General features: G+C 56.6%; 20 protein-coding genes and 2 rRNA genes. 12 read left to right on the top strand and 10 right to left on the bottom strand.

The annotated features are described in order from the left end of the window. The 3 genes from ACK5JN_RS18375 to ACK5JN_RS18365 all read left to right on the top strand — a co-directional run. Positions 1-806: ribosomal RNA gene (locus ACK5JN_RS18375) — 23S ribosomal RNA — on the top strand; the annotation flags it as partial. A gap of 96 nt (positions 807-902) precedes the next feature. Further along, a 5S ribosomal RNA gene (gene rrf, locus ACK5JN_RS18370) occupies positions 903-1,018 on the top strand. 409 nt (positions 1,019-1,427) lie between these two features. Next, the gene (locus ACK5JN_RS18365; RefSeq protein WP_416871464.1) at positions 1,428-2,726 is read left to right on the top strand and encodes an MFS transporter; all 1,299 of its coding nucleotides are present in this window, start codon (positions 1,428-1,430) and stop codon (positions 2,724-2,726) included. A 1-nt stretch (position 2,727) separates the two neighbouring features. Here ACK5JN_RS18365 and ACK5JN_RS18360 read toward each other — a convergent pair whose 3' ends face one another. From ACK5JN_RS18360 to trxC, 5 genes are all read right to left on the bottom strand, one after another. Next, a complete protein-coding gene (locus ACK5JN_RS18360) occupies positions 2,728-3,054 on the bottom strand; it encodes a YfiM family lipoprotein (RefSeq protein ID WP_416871463.1) in 327 nt (108 codons plus the stop codon). 44 nt (positions 3,055-3,098) lie between these two features. Next, positions 3,099-4,454, bottom strand: a complete 1,356-nt coding sequence (gene pssA, locus ACK5JN_RS18355) for a CDP-diacylglycerol--serine O-phosphatidyltransferase (RefSeq protein WP_416871466.1) — start codon at positions 4,452-4,454, stop codon at positions 3,099-3,101. A 108-nt stretch (positions 4,455-4,562) separates the two neighbouring features. Next, complete coding sequence (locus ACK5JN_RS18350) at positions 4,563-7,214, bottom strand: bifunctional acetate--CoA ligase family protein/GNAT family N-acetyltransferase (protein WP_416871462.1); 2,652 nt, start codon at positions 7,212-7,214, stop codon at positions 4,563-4,565. Positions 7,215-7,249: 35 nt separating this feature from the next. Further along, positions 7,250-7,948: a tRNA-uridine aminocarboxypropyltransferase gene (gene tapT / locus ACK5JN_RS18345; RefSeq protein ID WP_416871461.1), complete on the bottom strand. Its 699-nt coding sequence runs from the start codon at positions 7,946-7,948 to the stop codon at positions 7,250-7,252. A 69-nt stretch (positions 7,949-8,017) separates the two neighbouring features. Further along, entirely contained in the window at positions 8,018-8,443 is a 426-nt protein-coding gene (trxC, locus tag ACK5JN_RS18340) for a thioredoxin TrxC (RefSeq protein WP_416871460.1), read from the bottom strand. Between the two features lie 204 nt (positions 8,444-8,647). On the opposite strand from trxC, the gene ACK5JN_RS18335 reads away from it, so the two are divergent. Next, entirely contained in the window at positions 8,648-9,748 is a 1,101-nt protein-coding gene (locus ACK5JN_RS18335; protein ID WP_416871459.1) for a tRNA/rRNA methyltransferase, read from the top strand. 61 nt (positions 9,749-9,809) lie between these two features. Here ACK5JN_RS18335 and ung read toward each other — a convergent pair whose 3' ends face one another. Further along, positions 9,810-10,496 carry a uracil-DNA glycosylase gene (gene ung, locus ACK5JN_RS18330; protein ID WP_416871458.1) on the bottom strand — a complete coding sequence of 229 codons (687 nt, stop codon included), beginning with the start codon at positions 10,494-10,496 and terminating at the stop codon, positions 9,810-9,812. A 318-nt stretch (positions 10,497-10,814) separates the two neighbouring features. On the opposite strand from ung, the gene grcA reads away from it, so the two are divergent. Then, positions 10,815-11,198 carry an autonomous glycyl radical cofactor GrcA gene (gene grcA / locus ACK5JN_RS18325; protein ID WP_064543417.1) on the top strand — a complete coding sequence of 128 codons (384 nt, stop codon included), beginning with the start codon at positions 10,815-10,817 and terminating at the stop codon, positions 11,196-11,198. Between the two features lie 82 nt (positions 11,199-11,280). Here the strand turns inward: grcA and ACK5JN_RS18320 are convergent, their stop codons facing one another. Further along, on the bottom strand, positions 11,281-12,648 hold the full coding sequence (locus ACK5JN_RS18320) for a PTS transporter subunit EIIC (RefSeq protein WP_416871457.1): 1,368 nt from the start codon (positions 12,646-12,648) through the stop codon (positions 11,281-11,283). A 272-nt stretch (positions 12,649-12,920) separates the two neighbouring features. Between ACK5JN_RS18320 and ACK5JN_RS18315 the strand changes: the two genes are divergently transcribed. Next, positions 12,921-14,120: an enolase C-terminal domain-like protein gene (locus ACK5JN_RS18315; RefSeq protein ID WP_416871456.1), complete on the top strand. Its 1,200-nt coding sequence runs from the start codon at positions 12,921-12,923 to the stop codon at positions 14,118-14,120. 1 nt (position 14,121) lies between these two features. On the opposite strand, the gene ACK5JN_RS18310 is transcribed toward ACK5JN_RS18315, so the two are convergent. Together ACK5JN_RS18310 and srmB are read right to left on the bottom strand one after the other, a co-directional pair. After that, positions 14,122-14,841, bottom strand: coding sequence for a GntR family transcriptional regulator (locus tag ACK5JN_RS18310; RefSeq protein WP_416871455.1), 720 nt, complete (start codon positions 14,839-14,841; stop codon positions 14,122-14,124). A gap of 58 nt (positions 14,842-14,899) precedes the next feature. Then, a complete protein-coding gene (gene srmB / locus ACK5JN_RS18305) occupies positions 14,900-16,234 on the bottom strand; it encodes an ATP-dependent RNA helicase SrmB (protein ID WP_416871454.1) in 1,335 nt (444 codons plus the stop codon). A 127-nt stretch (positions 16,235-16,361) separates the two neighbouring features. On the opposite strand from srmB, the gene trmN reads away from it, so the two are divergent. Beyond that, the gene (gene trmN / locus ACK5JN_RS18300; protein ID WP_416871453.1) at positions 16,362-17,102 is read left to right on the top strand and encodes a tRNA(1)(Val) (adenine(37)-N(6))-methyltransferase TrmN; all 741 of its coding nucleotides are present in this window, start codon (positions 16,362-16,364) and stop codon (positions 17,100-17,102) included. Here trmN and nadB read toward each other — a convergent pair. Further along, entirely contained in the window at positions 17,087-18,706 is a 1,620-nt protein-coding gene (nadB, locus tag ACK5JN_RS18295; RefSeq protein WP_416871465.1) for an L-aspartate oxidase, read from the bottom strand. The two genes, trmN and nadB, sit on opposite strands and share 16 nt — an antisense overlap. Before the next feature lie 418 nt (positions 18,707-19,124). Between nadB and rpoE the strand changes: the two genes are divergently transcribed. The 5 genes from rpoE to ACK5JN_RS18270 form a co-directional block, all read left to right on the top strand. Further along, positions 19,125-19,700 carry an RNA polymerase sigma factor RpoE gene (gene rpoE / locus ACK5JN_RS18290; RefSeq protein ID WP_106924048.1) on the top strand — a complete coding sequence of 192 codons (576 nt, stop codon included), beginning with the start codon at positions 19,125-19,127 and terminating at the stop codon, positions 19,698-19,700. A 31-nt stretch (positions 19,701-19,731) separates the two neighbouring features. Beyond that, positions 19,732-20,379: an anti-sigma-E factor RseA gene (gene rseA, locus ACK5JN_RS18285; RefSeq protein ID WP_416871452.1), complete on the top strand. Its 648-nt coding sequence runs from the start codon at positions 19,732-19,734 to the stop codon at positions 20,377-20,379. Further along, the gene (gene rseB, locus ACK5JN_RS18280; protein ID WP_416871451.1) at positions 20,379-21,332 is read left to right on the top strand and encodes a sigma-E factor regulatory protein RseB; all 954 of its coding nucleotides are present in this window, start codon (positions 20,379-20,381) and stop codon (positions 21,330-21,332) included. The genes rseA and rseB overlap by 1 nt, the downstream gene beginning before the upstream one ends. Next, positions 21,329-21,805 (top strand): SoxR-reducing system protein RseC, encoded by a 477-nt coding sequence (gene rseC / locus ACK5JN_RS18275; RefSeq protein ID WP_416871450.1) that lies wholly within the window; start codon positions 21,329-21,331, stop codon positions 21,803-21,805. The genes rseB and rseC overlap by 4 nt, the downstream gene beginning before the upstream one ends. 172 nt (positions 21,806-21,977) lie before the next feature. Then, on the top strand, positions 21,978-22,793 hold an 816-nt coding region (locus ACK5JN_RS18270; RefSeq protein WP_416871449.1), incomplete at its 3' end, for a GTP-binding protein.

Raw genomic sequence — 22,793 nt, 5'->3', positions numbered from 1 at the left:
TGAACCTACATGTGTAGGAAAGGTGGGAGGCGTTGAAGCGCAGACGCTAGTGTGCGTGGAGCCGTCCTTGAAATACCACCGTGGTATGGTTGTTGTTCTAACTTCGGCCCGTTATCCGGGTCGAGGACGGTGCCTGGGGGGTCGTTTGACTGGGGCGGTCTCCTCCCCCAGGGTAACGGAGGAGCATGAAGGTGGGCTAAACACGGGTGGACATCGTGTGGTTAGTGCAATGGCATAAGCCCGCTTTACTGCGAGAATGACAATTCGAGCAGGTTCGAAAGCAGGTCATAGTGATCCGGTTGTTCTGAATGGAAGGGCCATCGCTCAACGGATAAAAGGTAATCCTTGGATAACAGGCTGATACCGCCCAAGAGTTCATAACGACGGCGGTGTATGGCACCACGATGAAGGCTCATCACATCCTGGGGCAGAAGTAGCTCACAAGCGTATGCATGTACGCCATATAAAGTCGTACGCGAGCTGAGGTTAGAACGTCGTGAGACAGTTCTGTCCCTATCAGCCGTGGGCGCTGGAGAATTGAGGGGGGCTGCTCCTAGTACGAGAGGACCGGAGTGGACGCATCACTGGTGTTCGGGTTGTCATGCCAATGGCATTGCCCGGTAGCTAAAAGCGGAAGAGATAAGTGCTGAAAGCATCTAAGCACGAAACTTGCCCCGAGATGAGTTCTCCCTGAGACTATAAGTCTCCTGAAGGAACGTTAAAGACTATGACGTTGATAGGTCGGGTGTGTAAGTGTAGCGATACATTGAGCTAACCGATACTAATGAACCGTGAGGCTTAACCTTACAACGCCGAAGATGTTTTGGCGAAGACAGACACAATATTCAGCTTGATTACAGATTACATTAACCGGCTAAAGGCGGGTTAATAAACAGAATTTGCCTGGCGGCTGTAGCGCGGTGGTCCCACCTGACCCCATGCCGAACTCAGAAGTGAAACGCCGTAGCGCCGATGGTAGTGTGGGGTCTCCCCATGCGAGAGTAGGGAACTGCCAGGCATCAAATAAGTGAAGAAGCCCATCCTGACGGATGGGCTTTTTTGCGTTTGTGGCGCGGTGAAATCCCGGGGTCACTGGCGCTCGCCCGGGCTACCGGACGGTGATGACGGTGGTCATATTGCGGGCGAAACGCCCGCGTAGCCCGGCCGAGCACAGCGACGCCGGGGCTGCCCAGCCGAAGCACTACCGTCTCCCGTGCACTGGATGCACATCATGCCACTTATTCTCCTCGCAATTCCCTCTATTCCGGCTGCACTTAATCCTAAATCGTGATCCTGCTAATAAAAAACGTGACATCCATCACTAATTTTCAAATAACAATTATATAACATTTCATTTACTAAAATATCTGCCTGCGTGACGTGTACGCCCGGTAAGGCAGGAGAGCGCTTTTGGCAGGAGTTAACAAATGGCCGTAACCAGTGTGACCCCAGAAGGATCGCTGACCGACAGCGACACTCGCCGTCGGGTGATGGCAATCGTCGGGGCATCATCAGGGAACCTTGTTGAGTGGTTTGATTTTTACGTCTACTCGTTCTGTTCCCTCTATTTTGCTCACATCTTTTTCCCGTCAGGAAATACCACTACCCAGCTACTTCAAACCGCTGGCGTATTTGCCGCCGGCTTTCTGATGCGCCCAATCGGCGGCTGGCTATTTGGCCGCATCGCTGACCGTCGCGGGCGCAAAGTCTCAATGCTCATCTCGGTGTGCATGATGTGCTTTGGCTCGCTGGTTATCGCCTGCCTGCCAGGCTACAGCGTGATTGGCACCTGGGCTCCGGCGCTGCTGCTGCTGGCGCGTTTGTTCCAGGGGCTCTCCGTTGGTGGTGAATATGGTACCAGCGCTACCTATATGAGTGAGGTGGCGGTTGAAGGGCGCAAAGGTTTCTACGCCTCGTTCCAGTACGTAACGCTGATCGGCGGCCAGCTGCTGGCGGTTCTGGTGGTGGTGATTTTGCAAAACGTCCTCAGCAGCGAAGATCTCCATGCCTGGGGCTGGCGAATTCCGTTTGCGATGGGGGCCGTGCTGGCGATTGTCGCGCTATGGCTTCGTCGTCAGCTGGATGAAACCTCGCAGAAAGAGACGCGCATGCTGAAAGAGGCCGGTTCGTTCAAGGGACTGTGGCGTAACCGGAAAGCGTTTGTCATGGTGCTCGGTTTCACCGCCGCAGGCTCGCTGAGCTTCTACACCTTTACCACCTACATGCAGAAATACCTGGTCAATACCGCTGGCATGAGCGCCAACCTGGCGAGCGTCATTATGACCGCCGCGCTGTTCGTCTACATGCTGGTTCAGCCGTTCTTTGGCCTGCTGTCGGATAAAGTGGGGCGCCGTACCTCAATGCTGTGCTTCGGCGCGCTGGCCACCCTATTCACCGTGCCCATTCTGTCCGCGTTGCAAAACGTTACGTCACCGTATGCCGCCTTTGCGTTAGTGATGTGCGCGCTGCTGATCACCAGCTTCTATACCTCTATCAGTGGGATCCTGAAAGCAGAAATGTTCCCGGCACAGGTGCGGGCATTGGGGGTAGGGTTATCTTACGCGGTGGCTAACGCCTTATTCGGCGGCTCTGCGGAGTACGTGGCGCTGTCGATGAAATCAGCGGGTGTCGAAACCGCCTTCTTCTGGTACGTCACGGTGATGGCGGCGATCGCCTTCCTGGTGTCGCTCAAGCTGCATCGCAAAGGGAAAGGCTTACGCCTGTAGGTTAATGTTGCGCGAGCTGCCACACCGCATAGCCGGTTGTGGCGCCGGCAACGTCCCATGCAAAATCTTTCCAGCTCCAGCCGCTCCCCGCCGGGCGGCTGTCCCATAGCTCCTTAGACGCCCCCAGACTAATGGAAAACAAAAAGCCAATCGCCGCGCTGCGATCGCGGCTGTGACCCTGATGCTGCGCATATTCATTACCGGCGGCTGACAGCATCGCCGACGCAATAAAGTGCTGAGCTTTATCCTGCCCGCTCCAGCTATCGTTCGCCATATGGCTGCAACCGCTGAGCGCCAGCGTTGTGCAAATCAGAAGAGGACGTAGCATAAAGACTCCAGTCATAAAAAAGCCCCGGCGTGCGGGGCTTCAGTTTACAGGATGCGGCTGATCAGCCTGTCGATACGGATCCGGCGCAGACGGCGAATCAGCTTGCGCACTTTTACCGGATAGTCCGCGATGCTTTGCAGATCGCGGAAGTGATTGACCACCGTCGTGTGCTGACGAATCAAATCCAGCTCTTTCTGGCGCATTGAAGCCAGCTGCTTTTTCGGATCGTGAATCAGCACCGCGTTTTCCAGGTCCAGACGCCACGCACGTGGGTTGAGGTTATTGCCGGTCAGCAAAATCCACTCGTTGTCGACCCACATTCCTTTCAGGTGATAGCTGTTATCGCCGTCTTTCCACAGGCGCACCGTCAGCTGATCGGTATTGATGTAGTACTGCAGGCGGCTCAGGAAGCGGCGCAGGTTAATCTCGTACAGATACGGCAGCGCGCCGATAATCTTAAACGGCTCATTTTCCGGAATATAGAAGTCATTCGCCGTTTTATCACCAACAATAATTTCCACCTTCTTCCCTTCGCGCAGCAGACGAATAATGCTGCGGACCAGCAGCGCGGGCAGGTTAAAGTAAGGTGTGCAGATGGTGAGCTTTTCTTCGGTGCACGGCATCAGGTGGAAAATGGTTTTATTCAGCTGGCTGGTTTTCCCCAGCCCAACCAACGGCGTCACCGTGAGTTCATCATCTCCGGCATTGCCGGCGAAATGATAGCTGGTATCACGCAACTCCTGACGGTACTGGCGGATGTCGTTTTTGATTTCCGGGCTTTTTGGCCGCTCGGTGTTGTCCAGGCGATTAACGCCGCGCCCTTCGACCAGATTCTCCGACACCCAGTTAAACATGATATCGGCCATTTGCGGGTTGCGGATGCATTGATAGCGGTCATACCGATATTTATCGTGCTGATGCAGGTAGACGTCGTTGATGCTGGCGCCGCTATACAACACGCAGTCATCAATGATGAAACCTTTAAAATGCAGTACGCCGAGCGCTTCGCGAGTATTCACCGGCACGCCATAAACGGGGACTTCTACGCCAGGGTGCTCTTTCGCGGTGCGGCAGTACCAATCCGCGTTGGTATTGGATGCCGCAGCACCAATGCGCCCACGCTGTGCGCGATGCCAGTCAACCAGCACGCGGACGTCAAGTTCCGGGCGTTGACGTTTGGCATCGTACAGGGCTTGCAGAATCATCTTTCCGGCGTCGTCCTGCTCAAGGTACAACGCGACGATACAGATTCGGCGCGTGGCGCTGGCGATTTTTGCGAGCAACGCTTCACGAAAATCTGCTGGAGCATAAAAAAACTCAACATCATCAACAGACTGTGAAAGCTTGGGTAGTTGGGCAAGGTGTTGTTGATGTTTATTACGCTTAAATTTTGACAACATCACAGTGCGTTTCTTCTCTGGTTTAGTGAAGGGTCCTCTGTACCTGGCAGACGACGTAAGCGGTCAATGATACCACCTCTATTGAGTAAGGGCAGCATTTCCAGCAACTTAGTCATCACTTAGCCTTAATGATAGCCCGACAATGCTATCTTCCAGCTGAATATCTACGTCAAAACCGAGCTTTCTCGCCAGAGCAATCATCCCGCGATTGTTCGGCATGGTAATCCCGTTCAGGCGCTGTAAACCGTGGGCCCGGGTATAGCCAATAAGTTTATCCAGCAGACGCCCGCCCAGCCCCAGACCTTTTAAATCAGAGCGCACCAGCACGGCAAATTCCGCATCAATATTGTCAGGATCGGAAATTGCGCGGGTCACCCCCAGGATCTCCGTGCGATCGTCAACCGAATAGACCGCGACGAAAGCCATTTCTCGATCGTAGTCGATCTGCGTCATATTGGCTAAATCGTCGTGGGTAAATTCGTTGATCTCGCTGAAGTAGCGATAATAGAGATCTTCTTTGGTCACCCGAGCGATGAACTGCTGCAACAGCGGCTCATCTTCCGGCAGAATAGGGCGGAACAGGCAGCGCTCGCCGTTTTTCATCGTCACCCACTCTTCGAGGTGCTGGGGGTAAGGCCTTACCGCCAGCCGGCTTTCGCTGGAACCGCTAAACGGCGCAATATCCAGCGTCACGTCCAGGGCGGTAAATTCATTACCGGAGGCGAGCAGCGGATGAATATCCAGACGCTGAATCTCCGGGCAATCAACAATCAGGTTCGACACCTGTACCAGCAGCTGGCTCAGCCCCGCAACGTCCAGCGGACGCAGCGCACTACGCCCGCGGATTTTCTTGCTTTTGATCGCCTGGATCACCAGATAGCGCGCCAGCGTCATATTCAGTGGCGGCAGGGCGACGGCGGCCTGATCTTCTGCACGCCATTCCACGCCCCCTTCACCGAGCATGATCAGCGGGCCGAAAACCGGATCGTGCTCGACTACCACGCGCAGCTCCTGAGCACCGGCGCGGTTCGCCATACTTTGCACCAGCAGGCCGTGAATGCGCGCCTGCGGCCAGGTCATTTTCACGCGATCGAGGATGGCGTCCGCCGCCTGCTGCACTTCGCTGGCGGTACGCAGATACAGCATAACGCCCTGAACTTCAGATTTATGCGGAATGTCCGGCGAACGGAGCTTAAGCGCCACCGGATAGCCAATTTGCTCGGCGATATGCACCGCTTCGGCGCTGTCGGAGGCAATCCAGGTGGGCAGCGTGTTCAGGCCATAGGCTGCTAAAATGGGCCGCACTTCGTGGGTGTCCAGCGCGCTGATGCCATTATCAATCGCCTGCTGTAGCAGTTCGTGCGCCTGGCTGGTGTTGGCGGCCAGGCTGTGCGGCAGCGCCGGGGTTTCCCGCAGCTGCTTCTGGTTACGCCGATATTCCACCATATGCATAAACGCGGTAATCGTGCCTTCCGGCGTGCGATAAGTGGGGATCCCGGCGTCGCTGAACATCCTGCGCGCCTCTATTGATGAGTACTCGCCGCACCAGTTGGTGAGCACGCTGATGTAGTGACCGCGCGGGTGCTGCTTGATCAGGTCAATCAGCGCCGCGGCGCTTTCGCTGCCCGGCGCGGTGGCGCTTGGCGAATGGATGACCATCAGCGCATCGAGGTCGGGGCTATTGAGCAGCACGTTCACCGCCGCCAGATAGTGACCAATGCTGGCGTCATCGCGCAGATCCAGCGGGTTATTGGCCTCGACGGTATCCGGTAACAGCTGCTGGAGCTGCTGGCGCGTCTCGTCGCTGAGCGTGGCCAGCTTACCGTTGCGCGCCCAATGTTCATCTAACGCCAGCGCCGCGGGCGCAGCACCGTTGCTGATGATCATCAGCCGTTCGCCGCGCAGCGGCCGCATATGGCTGAGCGTTTCAACGGCGGAAAAAAGTTCGTGGGTATCCTGCACGCGCAGCAAACCGGCGCGCTGAATCGCCGCATCCCAGGCCGGATCCATCCCTGAATTGACGTGCAGCAGCCGCTGCGCCGCCGGGCTACGGCCGCTTTTGATCACCAGAATCGGTTTATTGCGCGAGGCGCTACGGGCGGCCGAGACAAAACGGCGCGCGTCGCTGAGCTGCTCGAGATACAGCAAAATGGCGCTGGTTTTGCTATCGCGCGCCAGATAGTCGAGCAGATCGTCGACGTCGATGTCCAGGCTATCGCCCAGCGCGATAAAGTAGGAGAAGCCCATTTCGCGCTGCTGCGCCCAGTCCAGGATGGTATTGGAGACGGCGGCGGACTGCGAAATAAAGGCCAGTTTGCCCTTACGGATGGGGACCGGCGAGAAGCTGGCATTCAGCCCCTGCCACGGGGCCAGCAGCCCGAGGCTGTTCGGCCCCAGCAGGCGCATCTGATAGCGCGCGGCGCACGCTTTAAGGGCGCTGAACTGGTCCGGCGTGGAAGAGAGAATAATGCAGGTCTTGCAACCTTTCTTGCCCAGCGACTCCAGCAGCTCGAGATTGCGTCGCGCATGGGTGCACAGCACCGCGAGGTCGGGAGAGAAGGGAAGGCTCTCAATCGTTGGCCAGGCCAGCACGCCCAACACCGCTTTCCACGCGGGCGTCACCGGCAACACCGGGCCCGCGAAGCCGCCGGCCAGCAGGTTTTGCATCATTAAGAAACCGGCGCGCTGGGGTTTCATTGACGCGCCAATCACTGCAATGGATTTGGGTCTTAGCAGTGCTTCCAGCCCACGTTGGCTCATACCGGTCTTCCTTACGCGACAATGACGGTAAGAGTTTAACCGTTTTCCGCCTCGGCTGCTGTGACGCTCCCCTGATGCTGAGATTTTCCTGCCAGATAGCGGGTACGAAAGCGGGTGAAATGCTGGCTAAGCGCCGACGCGGCGCCGGTATCGTTCGCTAAATCGAGCAGTGCGATGGCTACCTCGGCGGTGCAGTACTGCCCTTCGGCGTGCACTTCGCGCAGGCTATAGGCCGACACGCGTGAGAGGTCGACGGAGATCAGCGGCAGGTTGTCCAGCCACGGGCTTTTGCGGAACATTTTACGCGCTTCCGGCCAGGTACCGTCTAACATAATAAAGAGCGGTGGTTTCCCGTCGGGAGGCGCGCTCAGCACCTGGCGATCGGCATCGGCGTACGATGCCGGGAAAACCACCATCGGTTGGTAGTCGGGGTTGCGAACCAGATCCAGCAGCGCCTGCGGCGGCTCGGTGCGCGACCACTGGAAAGCTTCGGTCTGCGGCAAAATGTCGGCAATCAGGCGGCCGGTATTGCTGGGCTTCATGGGTTCGGTATCGAACATCACGAGGCAAAAGCGGCTTTTGGCCGGCTGCGGTGCGATGGTGTCACAGAGACAATAGCGCTGCACCAGCAGGCAACGCTGGCAGCGACGAACCCGGTTACCGCGGGCAAGAAAAGGACGAGTCGCGCGGGCTAGACGCTCGGCGCGCAACCGAAGAACGGCGTTATCAATCATGGGATTCAAACGGCAAAAACGCTATTGTCGCAGAGGCGGATACGGGGCACAAGATGTGCCCCGTGAGGATCAGGCTTGCAGCGCCTCGTTCAGCCAGCTTTCAAACGGCGCTTTAGGGACCGCGCCGTTGAGCATGTCGACGACTTCGCCATTTTTGAAAATCATAATGGTCGGGATGCTGCGGATGCGGAAGCGGGCGCTCAGTTCACGTTCGGCTTCGGTATTCACTTTGACGAAGCGCATCGTGCTGCTGCGCTCCTCGGCGACGTCTTCAAATATCGGCGCAAAGTTGCGGCATGGGCCGCACCACGGCGCCCAGAAATCAACCACAACCGGGAGATCGTCCTTCAGCAGTTTGTCCAGCGTGCTGTCCGTGGCGTTGATAACATCGCCATCAAACAAGTCTTCACCACAGCGTCCACATTTTGCCGCCTCGTTAATGCGTTCTTCGGGAATGCGATTAAGCGCCTGGCAGTGGGCACAAACGGTATTCATAACTCACCTCTGGGTCGTCGTGTTGCAGAACGGCAATGTTGCCGGATGTTTCGGTAATGTTACACATTATCGTTCAGAGCGTATTAATCGACAATGCGTTTTATCCAATGGGTACAATAGTCGTGGTCTTTTGTACGAAGTCATAGCTAAGCGCTAGCACATCAGGTAATCTGCGCGCTTCGCGCAGCGCAGGTGGAGAAAAACATGAGCGACGAACTGAAAAACAAAAACGGCAAGGTCAAAGTGATGTACGTCCGCAGTGACGATGACTCGGACAAACGCACCCAAAATCCACGTACTGGTAAAGGCGGGGGCCGTCCAGGCACATCCCGTGCCGGTACTTCCCGTGCCGAAGGCGGTCGTCGCCCTGCCCGTGATGAGAGAAAGGGTCAAAATAGCGATCGTGGCCGTGAGCGTGGTCGCGATCGGGATGTTGAACGCGATCGCGAGCGTGGTGAAGGTTCCCCATGGCGTACGGTTTCCCGTGCACCGGGTGACGAAACCATCGTTAAGCCCGATCACGGCGGTATCAGCGGTAAAAGCTTTATCGATCCGGAAGTGCTGCGCCGTCAGCGTGCAGAAGAAACCCGCGTCTACGGTGAAAATGCCTGCCAGGCGCTGTTCCAGAGCCGCCCGGATGCGATTGTCCGCGCCTGGTTCGTGCAGAGCGTGACCCCGCGCTTTAAAGAAGCGCTGCGCTGGATGGCCGCCAATCGCAAGGCTTACCACGTTGTGGATGAAGCTGAGCTGGCGAAAGCCTCCGGTACTGAACATCACGGCGGTGTTTGCTTCCTGATCAAAAAACGTAACGGGACTTCTGTACAGCAGTGGGTGGCGAAAAGCGGCGAAGATGATTGCGTACTGGCGCTGGAAGATGCGGGCAACCCGCACAACCTCGGTGCGATGATCCGCAGCTGCGCGCACTTCGGCGTGAAGGGCGTGGTACTGCAGGACGCGGCGCTGCTGGAATCCGGTGCCGCCATTCGCACCGCTGAGGGTGGCGCTGAGCACGTTGAGCCGATTACCGGCGACAGCTTCATTGATGCGCTCGAGCAGTTCCGCGATGCGGGCTACACCATCGTCACGACCAGCAGCAACGGTCGCGGTCTGCCGCTGTTCAAATCAGAACTGCCTAAGAAAATGGTGCTGGCGCTGGGTCAGGACCGCGATGGCGTGTCCGAAGCGGCTGCAGCTATTGCTGACATGAGCGTGTCTATCGACGGGACGCGTGCTGTTGAAGGCCTGAACGTCTCCGTGGCGACGGGCGTGCTGCTGGCGGAATGGTGGCGTCAGCATAAAGCCTAAGAACGTGAATGAAAAAAAACCGGTAGAGGCGACTCTACCGGTTTTTTTATGCCTGCTGTCGTTAGACTGACTCCGGCAGCACCGGCATCCAGTCAATCGGCGTTTCGCCACGCTGTTCGAGCCACTGGTTGGCCTGCACAAAGTGATTACTGCCGAAGAACCCGCGATGCGCCGACAGCGGCGATGGATGAGGCGCTTTCAGCACGCGGTGACGCTGAGGGTCAATAATCGCCCCTTTCTTCTGCGCGTGCGATCCCCACAGTAAAAAGACCACGCCTTCGCGATGCTCATTAATTAACGCAATCACCTTATCGGTAAAGGTTTCCCAGCCCAGGCTGGCGTGCGAATGCGCCTGACCTGCGCGCACGGTGAGCACGGTGTTGAGTAACAGCACACCCTGGCGCGCCCAGCTCTCGAGATAGCCGTGATTCGGCCGGGTAAAGCCGGGAATGGTGCCTTCCAGCTCTTTATACATGTTCAGCAACGACGGCGGCGTAGCGATGCCCGGCTGGACGGAAAACGCCAGACCGTGCGCCTGATTAGGGCCGTGATACGGATCCTGACCCAGAATCACCACTTTCACATCGCTCAGTTCGGTATAGCGAAATGCGTTGAAAACGTCTTTCTGCGGCGGATAAATGGTCACGCCCGACTGGCGCTCGCTGGCCACGGTCGCCAGCGTGTTAACAAAATAGGGCTGCTCTTTTTCAGCGGCCAGCACGTCGTGCCAGGTTAAAGGGGTTGTCATCTCGCTCTCCTGCGACTTTCTCTGGTCATAGCTTAACTGCTTCTTTCTCCATCACAAAATCGGATCGTGGAATGGGAAGTCTGTAGAATAAAAAAAGTTGAATATTTACAAAGATTTTTAGTGCTCATGACATGCGTAACTTGATGCAAAACAAGTATTTTCCCGTATCACCACTTTTATGGTGTGGTTTTTGTTGATTTAAATCAAAGAATCAAGGGTGTTCGAGGGGTATATATACACTCAAGCAACAATGGTTTTACCAATTGGCCGGAGAGCGGCCGGTTAAAAACGAATATAAAGAGCCTAGGGAGGCATCAAATGATTACTGGTATCCAGATTACTAAAGCTGCAAACGACGACCTGCTGAACTCATTCTGGCTGCTCGACAGCGAGAAAGGTGAAGCTCGCTGCCTGTGTGCAAAAGGCGGCTTCAAAGAAGATGACGTGGTTGCCGTAAGCGCGCTGGGCGACATCGAATACCGTGAAATCCCGGTTGAAGCGAAACCAGAAGTTCGCGTAGAAGGCGGTCAGCACCTGAACGTTAACGTACTGCGTCGTGAAACCCTGCTGGACGCGGTTGAGCATCCGGAAAAATATCCGCAGCTGACTATCCGTGTTTCTGGCTACGCGGTGCGTTTTAACTCCCTGACTCCGGAACAGCAGCGCGACGTTATCGCGCGTACTTTCACCGAGAGCCTGTAATTTCTCAGGGGTGGGAAAACGTGGCCTTGGGGTAACCCGGTACTAACGACAAATCCCCCGCAGGGTGCCTGCGGGGGATTTTTTATTTCGACTGCTCGCGTCCCACCAGAAGGGTGGTGAGGGTGAACGAAAGCACTAGCGCGATGGCGACGCCGGAGATAGCAAAGATAAAGTACGGGCCAATATAGGCGGGCAGGCTGAAAATGCTCGACAGAATATAGCCATACAGCCGGACGCCAAAGAAAGCGATAAACGCGGAGGCCAGTGAGCTTGCTACCGTGGCGGCGATAAACGCTTTCTTGTAGCGCGTCAGTACGCCAAACAGCGCCGGTTCCGTAATGCCCAGCAGCGCGGAGATCGCGGCGGAGAGCGTGACCGTGCGGTTGTCTTTATTCAGACGCCAGATGGCGAATGTGGCACCGGCAATGGCCATGTTGGCCATGAACATCATCGGCATCAGCATGTCGTAGCCGCGGTCGCTGAAGTTTTGCAGCGCGATGGGCGTCATCGCGTGGTGCATCCCGGTGAGGATCGCCACCGGACGAATAGCGCCAACAACCAGCCCGGCAAAGCTTGCCGACACGCCAAACAGCCCTTCGATAAACCACGCCAGCATTTTACCCAGCCAGATGCCGATAGGCCCAATCACCACCAGCGCCGCCAGCGCGGCGAGGAACAGCGTCAGCGTGGGGGTAAAGACGGTTTTCAATACGTCGGGCATGATCCGGTCAACCGCCTGATGAATGTACTTCAGCGCCAGGATGGAGAAAATTACCGGGATCACGCTGGAGGCGTAGTTGAATACCGATACTGGAATAGCGTTAAACAACCACAGCGCGGAGGCGGCATCGGCCTGATGCGCAGCCAGCGCTTTCGCGGCGTCGATAAGCGTCGGGTACATCAGGCAGGAGGCAACGGCGGCGGCCAGATATTCGTTGGTTTTAAAGATCTTCGCCGCGGAGACGGCAAGGAAGAACGGCAGGAAATAAAACACGCCGCTGGCAATGAGATCGATGATCATGACCGTATCGCTTTTCGGCGACACCACTTTTAGCGCAATCAGGCCCGCCAGCAGGCCTTTGATCATCCCGGCGCCAGCGATGGCGGGAACTATCGGGCCGAATACGCCGGAGACGGTATCCATAAACAGCGAAACCAGGCTTTTGCGTTCTTTGCTTTGCCCACTGGTGGCTGCCTGGCTGTTACCGCCGAGGGCTTCCTGCAGCGCTTCATACCAGCTATTCACCTTCGGGCCGATAATGATCTGAAACTGATCGCTTTGCAGCTGAGCGCCGAGTACGCCGGGCAGTTGCTTAATTTCATCCTGCGCCACTTTATTATCATCAATTAAATCAAAGCGCAGCCGGGTCATACAGTGCCAGACTTTATTGATATTCTCCTGTCCACCTACCAGACGAATAATCCTGCTGATAGCCTCTTGCGTCCCCATAATGGCTCCTGCGGTATGTTTGTTGTTTTGTTTGTCTCGCTGAATGGTAAGTAAGTACACCAATAAAAACAAACCAATAAAATATGATATCAATCACAATTTGCCTTTATCAGGTGCTTAAATCACTGTTTGTGATTAAATTGGTCCGTTTTTTAAATAGAAACAAACCGCTTTTTAGACCAAAAAATATATTTAATAAAAAGGTTTACCGAACCGCTAAAATAGAGTGAAGATAATGTCAGTCTTATTATTATTTTCCCAGGGAGCCTTCTGTGAAACCCACGCTGATTACTGCGATTGACTGTTTTATCACACGTCCTGACCGTCACAATCTGGTGACGGTGCGGGTGACGACCGACCGCGGCACCGTCGGCTACGGCTGCGCCACCTTCCAGCAGCGCCCGCTGGCGGTGAAAACCATGGTCGATGAATATCTACAGCCGCTGCTGGTGGGCCGCGATGCGAATAACATCGAAGATCTTTGGCAGATGATGAACGTCAACGCCTACTGGCGCAACGGCCCGGTGATGAACAACGCCATCTCCGGCGTGGATATGGCGCTTTGGGACATCAAGGCCAAACTGGCCGGCATGCCGCTCTACCAGCTGCTGGGTGGAAAATCACGCGATGCCATCGCGGCCTACACTCACGCCAGCGGCGAAACGCCGGATGAACTGTTTATCTCGGTGGATAAGCTGCTGGAGCAGGGCTATCGCTATATTCGCTGCCAGCTCGGCTTTTACGGCGGCACGCCGCGTGAAATGCAGACTCCGGAGAATCCGACGCCGGGCGCCTGGTTCGATCAGGATGAGTACATCCGCAACACGGTAGAGATGTTCCGCCTGTTGCGTGCGCGCTACGGCCACCGCTTCCATATTCTGCACGATGTCCACGAGCGCCTCTTCCCGCAGCAGGCGCTCCAGCTGGCGAAGCAGCTGGAACCTTATCAGCCGTGGTTTATCGAGGATATTTTACCGCCGCAGCAGAGCGCGTGGCTGACGCAGATTCGCCAGCAAACCTGCGTGCCGCTGGCGATGGGGGAGCTGTTTAATAATCCGGCGGAATGGCATGACCTTATCGTTAACCGGCAGATTGATTTTATTCGTTGTCATATTTCGCAGATTGGCGGCATCACCCCGGCGCTGAAGCTGGCGGTGCTGTGTCAGGCTTTTGGCGTACGCCTGGCGTGGCATGGCCCTGGCGACATGACGCCGATCGGCGTGGCGGTGAATACGCATCTGAATATCCATCTGCACAACGCCGCGATTCAGGAATTTATTCCGCGCTCCACCGCCACGGACGCGGTCTTCCCCGGCGCGCCGGTGGTGAAAAACGGCTTTATCTATCCGCCGACGGAACCGGGTATTGGCGTTGGCTTTGATGAAGCGCAGGCGCTGGCGCATCCGCTGGTGTATCGCCCGCACGAGTGGACGCAAAGCCGTCTCCCGGACGGAACAATGCATACGCCGTAAGCTAGCCCTGCGGCTGCTGGCGAAAAGCGAGGTTGTCGCGGTTATGGGGGATAACGTAGGTGCAGGAGTAGTTGATGTCGACGATGTCGCTGATCTCATATACCTGCCCGCCGTCGAGGATCCCCCGGTTATTGATGTGCATCGCCGGGCTGCCTTTTTTACAGCCAAGAAGGGCGGCCTGCTCGCGGCTGACGCCGATCGCCCGATAGCTGGTCAGCAGGTGGGAAATCGGGTAGCCCTTCTCCAGCACGTACTGCTGTAGCGAGCGTTCAATAACCTCCTGGTTCAGGTCGCTGAACATCGTTGCGGGCATTCGCGAGACTTCAATCTGCGTGGCGACGTCATCGACAAAGCGCAGGCGGCAGAACTGCCAGATAAAATCGTCGTCGGTCAGGCCGAAAATCTGCCGGTCTTCTCGCTCGGGGCGTTTCTTGTGCAGGCTGATCATCCGGTAACGCATCTGGTCGAAGCGTTTTTCGGTAATCGAGTTATAGACCAGCGGATTGCCGCGCGTGTGCTCGTTTATCCAGATGCCGGAGCCCTGCACGATGCGCACCACGCCTATGCTGGCGAGTTTTTCCAGCGCCTGGCGGATGGTAAATCGCGATACGCCGTACTCTTCAGCCAGCTGACGCTCCGGCGGTAGCTTCCGCGGCCCGTCACCCGGCTGCTGGTAAATTTTGCTGAGGAGGTCCTGAGTCACGAACTCTTTTTTCTTCATGGCCGCTATCCCTTACCCGTCGATATAAAAACGCCGGGAACATGTCCCGGCGTTAGTTTTACTCTTCGGTGCTCTGTTCTGTTGCACCGGTACCGCTTGGTTTGCGGCGCTTGCCAACGTTTTTGGCATCGCGGTGGCGCACCTTAACACGCGGTTTTTCTTTGTCTTTCTCTTTTTTCTTCTCGGCGCGTTTCGCCAGCACTTTCTTCGACGGCTTGCCGGTCATCTTCTCGCTTGGCGCACGCGTGGTCGGGCGCAGCCCATCAATGACGCGCGCTTTCAGCTGCTCTTCGATGTAGCGGCCGATCTTCAGCAGCAGCAGGTGATCGTGAGTCTCAACCAGCGAAATCGCCGTGCCTTTACGACCGGCGCGGCCGGTACGGCCAATGCGGTGCAGATAGGTATCGGCGCCGCGCGGCATATCGAAGTTAATCACGTGGCTGACGTCGGGAATGTCGATCCCGCGCGCGGCGACGTCGGTGGCAACCAGCACGTTCACGCGGCCATCGGTCAGACGCTTGATACCTTCGTTACGCTTAATCTGCGGCATCTCACCTTCGAGATAGCAGTTGTTGATACCGGCCTGACGCAGGGTTTCAGCCAGCTCATGAACGCGCTCGCGTTTACGCACAAACACGATGGTGCGGGTGGCGTCTTCCTGCTTCAGCAGATGCTTAAGCAGCTCAACCTTATGCTCGTAGTTGTCGGCGCGGTGATACCACTGGTGGATCTTCTTACGCTCGCGGGTGGACGGCGTCGCGGAAACTTCCACCGGATCTTCCAGCAGACGCTCGGCGAAGTCTTTAATCGCCTGGCCTTCCAGGGTGGCGGAGAACAGCAGCGTCTGTTTGCGCCAGCGGGTTTCACCGGCAATATGTTCGATATCCTGGGCGAAGCCCATGTCCAGCATGCGGTCGGCTTCATCGAGAATCAGCGTCTCAACGGCGCGGCAGTCGAAGTTTTCTTCTTTGATGTACTGCAGCAGACGGCCGGTGGTGGCGACCACGATATCCTGGTTTTCGCTGAACACTTCGGCGTGGTTCATATACGCCACGCCGCCGGTGATGGTGGCGATGTCCAGGTGGGTGTTTTTCGCCAGCTCGCGGGCATGGTCTGCGACCTGCATCGCCAGCTCACGCGTTGGCGTGAGGATCAAGATACGCGGCGGGCCGGATTTTTTGCGCGGAAAGTCGAGCAGGTGCTGCAACGCAGGCAGCAAATACGCCGCTGTTTTACCGGTGCCGGTTGGCGCAGAACCGAGAACATCACGTCCATCGAGCGCAGGCGGAATGGCGGCAGCCTGAATGGCAGTCGGGCGTGTAAAGCCTTTACTCTGGAGGGCTTCCAGCAGGCTTTCGTCAAGTTCAAGTTCGGAAAAAGTCGTTACAGTCATGATTACCTCTGTGTGAGGCGCTGATTATAGACGTTACGGCTGTAATCTTCATCTGTTTGTATGGCTATCTGTTCTCGGGTATTGTTCATAGCCGAATGCTTATGTGGATTGGCCTGCAAGGTTACTTATGACGTCTGATTCTAAATCCGCGCTGCGTCGCAACGGATTTACCTTTAAAAAGTTTTTTGTCGCTCACGACCGCTGTGCCATGAAAGTCGGCACCGACGGCATTTTACTCGGTGCCTGGTCGCCGATCGTCCGGGTGAATCGAATCCTTGATATCGGCACCGGAAGCGGGCTGCTGGCGCTGATGCTGGCGCAGCGCACTGAGGAAAACGTGACGATCGATGCCGTCGAGCTGGACGAAGAGGCGGCGAATCAGGCGCGGGAAAACGTGGCTGAATCACCGTGGGCCGAGAGAATTCAGGTACATACGGCGGATATCCAGCAGTGGGTCGCCGGGCTGACCACGCGCTATAACCTGATCGTCAGCAACCCGCCTTACTATGAGCAGGGCGTGGAATGCGCCACGCCGCAGCGCGACCAGGCGCGCTATACCACCACGCTCGACCACCCGGCGCTGCTGACCTGCGCGGCGAATGCGGTGACCGAAGACGGCTTCTTCTGCGTGGTGCTGCCGGAAAGTATCGGCCAGACCTTTACGCAGCAGGCGCTATCGATGGGCTGGCATTTGCGCCTGCGCACCGACGTGGCGGAAACGGAGATGCGCCTGCCGCATCGCGTGCTGCTGGCCTTTTCACCGAAAGGGGGAGAGTGCTATAGCGACAGGCTAACGATTCGTGGGCCAGAGCAGCAGTACTCGGAAGGCTACACTGCGCTGACCCAGGCGTTCTATTTATTTATGTGAACCAGCGGCGAGAGCACCGACGGGCCGGATTCGGCGAGCAGCTCCGGGTAATCCAGCGTGTAGTGCAGGCCGCGACTCTCTTTACGCATCATCGCGCAGCGCACGATCAGCTCGGCCACCTGAACCAGGTTGCGCAGTTCCAGCAGGTTATTGGAGACGCGGAAGCGGGAGTAATACTCGTCCAGCTCCTGCTGCAGCATGGTGATACGGCGCAGCGCCCGCTCCAGCCGCTTGGTGGTACGCACAATACCGACGTAGTCCCACATAAACAGGCGCAGTTCGTGCCAGTTATGCTGAATCACCACCAGTTCATCGGAGTTCTCCACCCGGCTTTCGTCCCAGGCCGGCAGCGTCTCAACCTGACGGGCGTAGGGCATGCGCTTGTGAATATCTTCCGCCGCCGACCAGCCGTACACCAGGCACTCCAGCAACGAGTTTGACGCCATACGGTTGGCGCCGTGCAGGCCGGTGTAGCTCACTTCGCCGATGGCGTACAGCCCGTCAACATCGGTACGGCCATAGTCGTCAACCATCACGCCGCCGCAGGTGTAGTGTGCCGCCGGAACAATCGGCACCGGCTCTTTGGTGAGATCGATACCCAGCCCCAGCAGCTTCTCGTAAATCATCGGGAAGTGCTGGCGTACAAAGGCTTCCGGTTTGTGGCTGATGTCGAGGTACATGCAATCAACGCCGAGGCGTTTCATCTCGTGGTCAATGGCGCGCGCCACGATATCGCGTGGTGCAAGCTCGCCACGCTCATCAAAGTCCGGCATAAAACGGCTGCCGTCAGGGCGCTTAAGATGGGCGCCTTCGCCGCGCAGGGCTTCGGTGAGCAGGAAGTTACGCGCCTGCGGGTGATACAGCGCGGTAGGGTGGAACTGGTTAAACTCCAGGTTGGCTACGCGGCAGCCCGCGCGCCAGGCCATGGCGATACCGTCGCCGGAAGAGATATCCGGGTTAGTGGTATATTGATACACTTTCGATGCGCCGCCGGTAGCCAGCACCACGGACTTCGCCGAGCAGGTTTCCACCTTCTCTTTATTGCGGTCCCAGATCCAGGCGCCAACCACCCGGCGGGTGCCCGGCAGGCCGACTTTATCCGATACGATCAGGTCAACGGCGTTACAGCGCTCCAGCACGCGAATGTTCGGGTGGTTCAGCGCTTTACTGACCAGCGTGGTCTCCACTTCACGCCCGGTGGCGTCCGCCGCGTGCAGAATACGGCGATGGCTATGGCCGCCTTCGCGCGTCAGATGATAGCTCTCTTCCCCGTTTGCCTGGATCTGGGTATCAAACAGAACGCCCTGATCGATTAGCCACTGCACGCAGTGTCTGGCGTTGCTGGCGACAAACGACACCGCCTGGCGATCGCAGATGCCCGCACCGGCAATCAGCGTATCCTCGACGTGCGACTCGATGCTGTCCGTTTCATCAAAAACGGCGGCAATACCGCCTTGAGCATAAAAGGTGGAGCCTTCGCTCATCGGCCCTTTACTCAGCACAATCACGGAACTGTGCTCTGCAAGGCGCAGCGCCAGCGACAGACCGGCAGCACCGCTACCGATAATCAATACATCACAGGAAAGTTCTGGAAGTGAGTTCATCATCTTTGTTTAATTTACTAAACACGGTTAGCGCAGATTAGCACTATAAGAGCGACATGTGCAGGGTTTTTTTTGCGCTATGGTTATAGTGACTAAACATGAGCGGCAAAAAGACGTCGTGGGAAAAGGTGAAAAATCCGATTAAAGCTAAAGGTTATCACCGCTATTTATGGTGAAATAAAGGCCGGGTTACGATACTCTTCACTGGATTTGCGTTTTTATTTCGCAACTTACACATCTGTTAACATCAGCAGACTTATAATGACAGACAATGAACGGCCTGCTGCGAAACAAAAAACAAAGCGTAACGGAACTTTACGAACACCGTACACTCTAAGCTTCTGCTTGCTCATAATGCAGTGTGGGAGTGGCATTCTGATTACGCGTGGGAATAGGGTTTGGGGAGACATTACCTCGGATGAGCGAGCAGTTAACGGACCAGGTCCTGGTTGAACGGGTCCAGAAAGGAGATCAGAAAGCTTTTAACCTCCTGGTAGTTCGCTACCAGCATAAGGTTGCGAGCCTGGTTTCCCGCTATGTGCCATCTGGCGACGTGCCGGATGTCGTACAAGAGTCTTTTATTAAGGCCTATCGTGCGCTGGATTCTTTCCGGGGAGATAGTGCTTTCTATACGTGGCTGTACCGCATTGCGGTGAATACGGCTAAAAATTACCTGGTTGCTCAGGGGCGTCGTCCGCCGTCCAGCGATGTGGACGCTAACGAGGCCGAAAACTTTGAAAGCGGCGGCGCTTTGAAAGAAATTTCGAACCCTGAGAACTTAATGTTGTCAGAAGAACTGAGACAGATAGTTTTTCGCACCATTGAAGCGCTTCCGGAAGATTTACGCATGGCAATTACCTTGCGGGAGCTCGATGGCCTAAGCTATGAAGAGATAGCGGCTATCATGGATTGCCCGGTGGGTACGGTTCGTTCACGTATCTTCCGCGCGCGAGAGGCTATCGATAATAAAGTTCAACCGCTTATCAGGCGTTGACGGAAGCGGGATACTGGAAAAGGTATTAGGCATGCAGAAAGAACAACTTTCCGCCTTAATGGATGGTGAAACGCTGGATAAAGAGCTGTTAACCGAGTTAACACGCTCGACAGAGTTGCAGAAAACCTGGGAGAGCTATCACCTCATTCGTGACTCGCTGCGCGGCGAAACGAGTGAAGTGCTTCACTTTGATATCTCCTCTCGCGTGATGGCCGCCATCGAAAATGAGCCCGTTCGTATACCGACCGCGCCGCTCATTCCTGAAGCCCAGCCAGCACCTCACCAGTGGCAAAAAATGCCGTTCTGGAACAAGGTCCGTCCATGGGCCAGCTCGCTCACCCAAATGGGCGTGGCGGCTTGCGTATCACTGGCTGTTATTGTCGGCGTTCAGCACTATAATGGGCAACCAGATTCCTCTCAACCTGAGTCACCGGTATTCAACACGCTGCCGATGATGGGCAAAGCCAGCCCGGTTAGCCTTGGCGTTCCTTCGGACGCAACGGCGGGCAACGGCCAGCAGCAGGTTCAGGAACAGCGTCGTCGTATTAATGCTATGCTGCAGGACTATGAATTGCAGCGTCGCTTGCATTCAGAACAGCTTCAGTTTGAGCAGGCACAAACTCAGCAGGCTGCTGTTCAGGTGCCAGGCTATCAAACTCTAGGAACGCAATCGCAGTAATGAAGCAACTTTGGTGTGCCATGTCACTTGTGGCTGGTAGCCTGTTCTTCTCCGCAAACGCCTCGGCTGATGTATCGTCCGGGGCGTTGTTGCAGGAGATGAATCTGGCCAGTCAGTCACTCAATTACGAGCTGTCGTTCGTCAGCATCAATAAATCCGGCGTGGAATCGTTACGCTATCGTCACGTGCGCCTGAACGGCCAGCCGCTGGCGGAGCTGCTGCAAATGGACGGCCCGCGTCGCGCGGTGGTTCAGCGCGGTAACGAGATCAGCTACTTTGAGCCGGGCCTCGATCCCTTCACGCTGAACGGCGACTACATTGTCGACTCCCTGCCGTCGCTGGTGTATACCGATTTCAAACGTCTGGCGCCTTACTACGACTTTATCTCCGTTGGGCGTACGCGTATTGCCGATCGCATGTGCGACGTGATTCGCGTCGTGGCGCGGGACGGCACACGATACAGCTACATCGTCTGGGTAGACTCTGAAAGCAAGCTGCCGATGCGCGTCGATCTCCTCGACCGTGATGGCGAAACGCTGGAGCAGTTCCGGGTGATTGCCGTCACTACCGGCGACCAGGTCAGCGGCACGATGCAAAGCCTGGCGAAGGCTAACCTGCCGCCGCAGCTCTCTGTGCCAACCAGTAATAATGCGAACCTGAACTGGTCCGCGGGCTGGGTGCCGCAGGGCTTTAAAGAAATCTCCAGCAGCCGTCGGACGCTGCCGAGCGTCGATAGCCCGGTAGAATCGCGCCTGTTCTCCGATGGTCTGTTTAGCTTCTCTATTAACATCAACCGCGCGGCGGCCAACAGCAGCGATCAAATGCTGCGTACCGGTCGCCGGACGGTGAGCACTTCGGTGCGCAACCAGGCTGAAATCACCATCGTCGGCGAGCTGCCGCCGCAAACGGCGAAGCGCGTGGCGGACGGCATTCAATTCAAGGGCGCGCAATGATCAAAGAGTGGGCCACCGTTATCGCGTGGGACAACGGCGTGGCGCTGGTCAGCTGCGACGTCAAAGCCTCCTGTAACAGCTGCGCCTCGCGCGCCGGCTGCGGCAGCCGGGTGCTGAATAAGCTAGGGCCGCAAACCACCCACACCCTTACCGTGCCAAGCGCGGAGCCGCTGGTGGCCGGGCAAAAGGTTGAGCTGGGCATTACCGAAAGCAGCCTGCTGGGTTCCGCGCTGCTGGTGTATATGTCTCCGTTGCTCGGTCTGTTCGTGGTCGCGGGGCTGTTTCAGGTGCTGTTCGGGACCGATATCGCCGCGCTGTGTGGCGCGGTGCTGGGCGGCGTCGGTGGTTTTCTTATCGCGAAGGGGTTTTCGCCACGGCTTGCCGCGCGGGAAACCTGGCAGCCGGTCATCATCAGCGTGGGCCTTCCCCCCGACCTGATTCGCACGGCATCTTCATCTGAAATGAGCCAGTGATTACACTGGCTTTATTTTTTTGGAACGCTCCTCGCAGGAAGCGCTATGCTTGCGGGAAGAGCATTTCCTGGTTACGCGGTTGTAGTGTAGAATGCGGCGTTTTCGAACGACAATAACGTCAGGCTCCGTACCGCGGCCTCAAAGTATCCGTAAGGCATAAATATTTTAATATATGAAGAATATACGTAACTTCTCCATCATTGCACATATCGACCACGGTAAATCGACGCTGTCTGACCGTATTATTCAGATTTGCGGCGGCCTTTCTGACCGCGAAATGGAAGCCCAGGTTCTGGATTCAATGGATCTGGAACGCGAGCGTGGCATTACCATTAAAGCGCAGAGCGTGACGCTGGACTTTAAAGCGGCCGATGGGGAAACCTATCAGCTGAACTTTATCGACACTCCGGGCCACGTCGACTTCTCTTATGAAGTATCCCGTTCTCTGGCGGCCTGTGAAGGCGCACTGCTGGTGGTTGACGCCGGGCAGGGCGTAGAAGCGCAGACGCTGGCTAACTGCTACACCGCCATGGAAATGGATCTGGAAGTGGTGCCGGTACTGAACAAAATCGACCTGCCGGCCGCTGACCCTGAGCGCGTAGCGGAAGAAATTGAAGACATCGTTGGCATCGACGCCACCGACGCAGTGCGCTGCTCGGCGAAAACCGGCGTGGGCGTGACCGACGTGCTGGAGCGTCTGGTGCGCGATATTCCGCCGCCGGAAGGCGATCCGGAAGGCCCGCTGCAGGCGCTGATTATCGACTCCTGGTTCGATAACTATCTGGGCGTGGTTTCGCTGGTGCGTATTAAAAACGGCACCATGCGTAAAGGCGACAAAATTAAAGTGATGAGCACCGGTCAGGTCTATAACGCCGACCGTCTGGGCATCTTTACGCCGAAACAGGTTGACCGTACCGAGCTGAAATGCGGCGAGGTAGGTTGGCTGGTGTGTGCAATTAAAGACATCCTCGGCGCGCCGGTGGGCGAT

The sequence above is a fragment of the Kluyvera sp. genome, from assembly GCF_047971185.1.
GTDB lineage: Bacteria > Pseudomonadota > Gammaproteobacteria > Enterobacterales > Enterobacteriaceae > Kluyvera.
The sequence above is the reverse complement of the archived record's forward strand: the minus strand, read 5'-3'. Positions and strand labels throughout refer to the sequence as shown.

What these genes read in the sequence shown, in the direction of transcription:
- rseA (WP_416871452.1), top strand. Translation starts at nt 19,732, where the DNA reads ATGCAGAAAGAACAACTTTCCGCCTTAATGGATGGTGAAACGCTGGAT.
- ACK5JN_RS18335 (WP_416871459.1), top strand. Translation starts at nt 8,648, where the DNA reads ATGAGCGACGAACTGAAAAACAAAAACGGCAAGGTCAAAGTGATGTAC.
- ACK5JN_RS18320 (WP_416871457.1), bottom strand. Translation starts at nt 12,648, where the DNA reads ATGGGGACGCAAGAGGCTATCAGCAGGATTATTCGTCTGGTAGGTGGA.
- rpoE (WP_106924048.1), top strand. Translation starts at nt 19,125, where the DNA reads ATGAGCGAGCAGTTAACGGACCAGGTCCTGGTTGAACGGGTCCAGAAA.
- ACK5JN_RS18310 (WP_416871455.1), bottom strand. Translation starts at nt 14,841, where the DNA reads ATGAAGAAAAAAGAGTTCGTGACTCAGGACCTCCTCAGCAAAATTTAC.
- ACK5JN_RS18365 (WP_416871464.1), top strand. Translation starts at nt 1,428, where the DNA reads ATGGCCGTAACCAGTGTGACCCCAGAAGGATCGCTGACCGACAGCGAC.
- ACK5JN_RS18350 (WP_416871462.1), bottom strand. Translation starts at nt 7,214, where the DNA reads ATGAGCCAACGTGGGCTGGAAGCACTGCTAAGACCCAAATCCATTGCA.
- tapT (WP_416871461.1), bottom strand. Translation starts at nt 7,948, where the DNA reads ATGATTGATAACGCCGTTCTTCGGTTGCGCGCCGAGCGTCTAGCCCGC.
- trmN (WP_416871453.1), top strand. Translation starts at nt 16,362, where the DNA reads ATGACGTCTGATTCTAAATCCGCGCTGCGTCGCAACGGATTTACCTTT.
- nadB (WP_416871465.1), bottom strand. Translation starts at nt 18,706, where the DNA reads ATGAACTCACTTCCAGAACTTTCCTGTGATGTATTGATTATCGGTAGC.
- rseC (WP_416871450.1), top strand. Translation starts at nt 21,329, where the DNA reads ATGATCAAAGAGTGGGCCACCGTTATCGCGTGGGACAACGGCGTGGCG.
- ung (WP_416871458.1), bottom strand. Translation starts at nt 10,496, where the DNA reads ATGACAACCCCTTTAACCTGGCACGACGTGCTGGCCGCTGAAAAAGAG.
- trxC (WP_416871460.1), bottom strand. Translation starts at nt 8,443, where the DNA reads ATGAATACCGTTTGTGCCCACTGCCAGGCGCTTAATCGCATTCCCGAA.
- rseB (WP_416871451.1), top strand. Translation starts at nt 20,379, where the DNA reads ATGAAGCAACTTTGGTGTGCCATGTCACTTGTGGCTGGTAGCCTGTTC.
- grcA (WP_064543417.1), top strand. Translation starts at nt 10,815, where the DNA reads ATGATTACTGGTATCCAGATTACTAAAGCTGCAAACGACGACCTGCTG.
- pssA (WP_416871466.1), bottom strand. Translation starts at nt 4,454, where the DNA reads ATGTTGTCAAAATTTAAGCGTAATAAACATCAACAACACCTTGCCCAA.
- srmB (WP_416871454.1), bottom strand. Translation starts at nt 16,234, where the DNA reads ATGACTGTAACGACTTTTTCCGAACTTGAACTTGACGAAAGCCTGCTG.
- ACK5JN_RS18360 (WP_416871463.1), bottom strand. Translation starts at nt 3,054, where the DNA reads ATGCTACGTCCTCTTCTGATTTGCACAACGCTGGCGCTCAGCGGTTGC.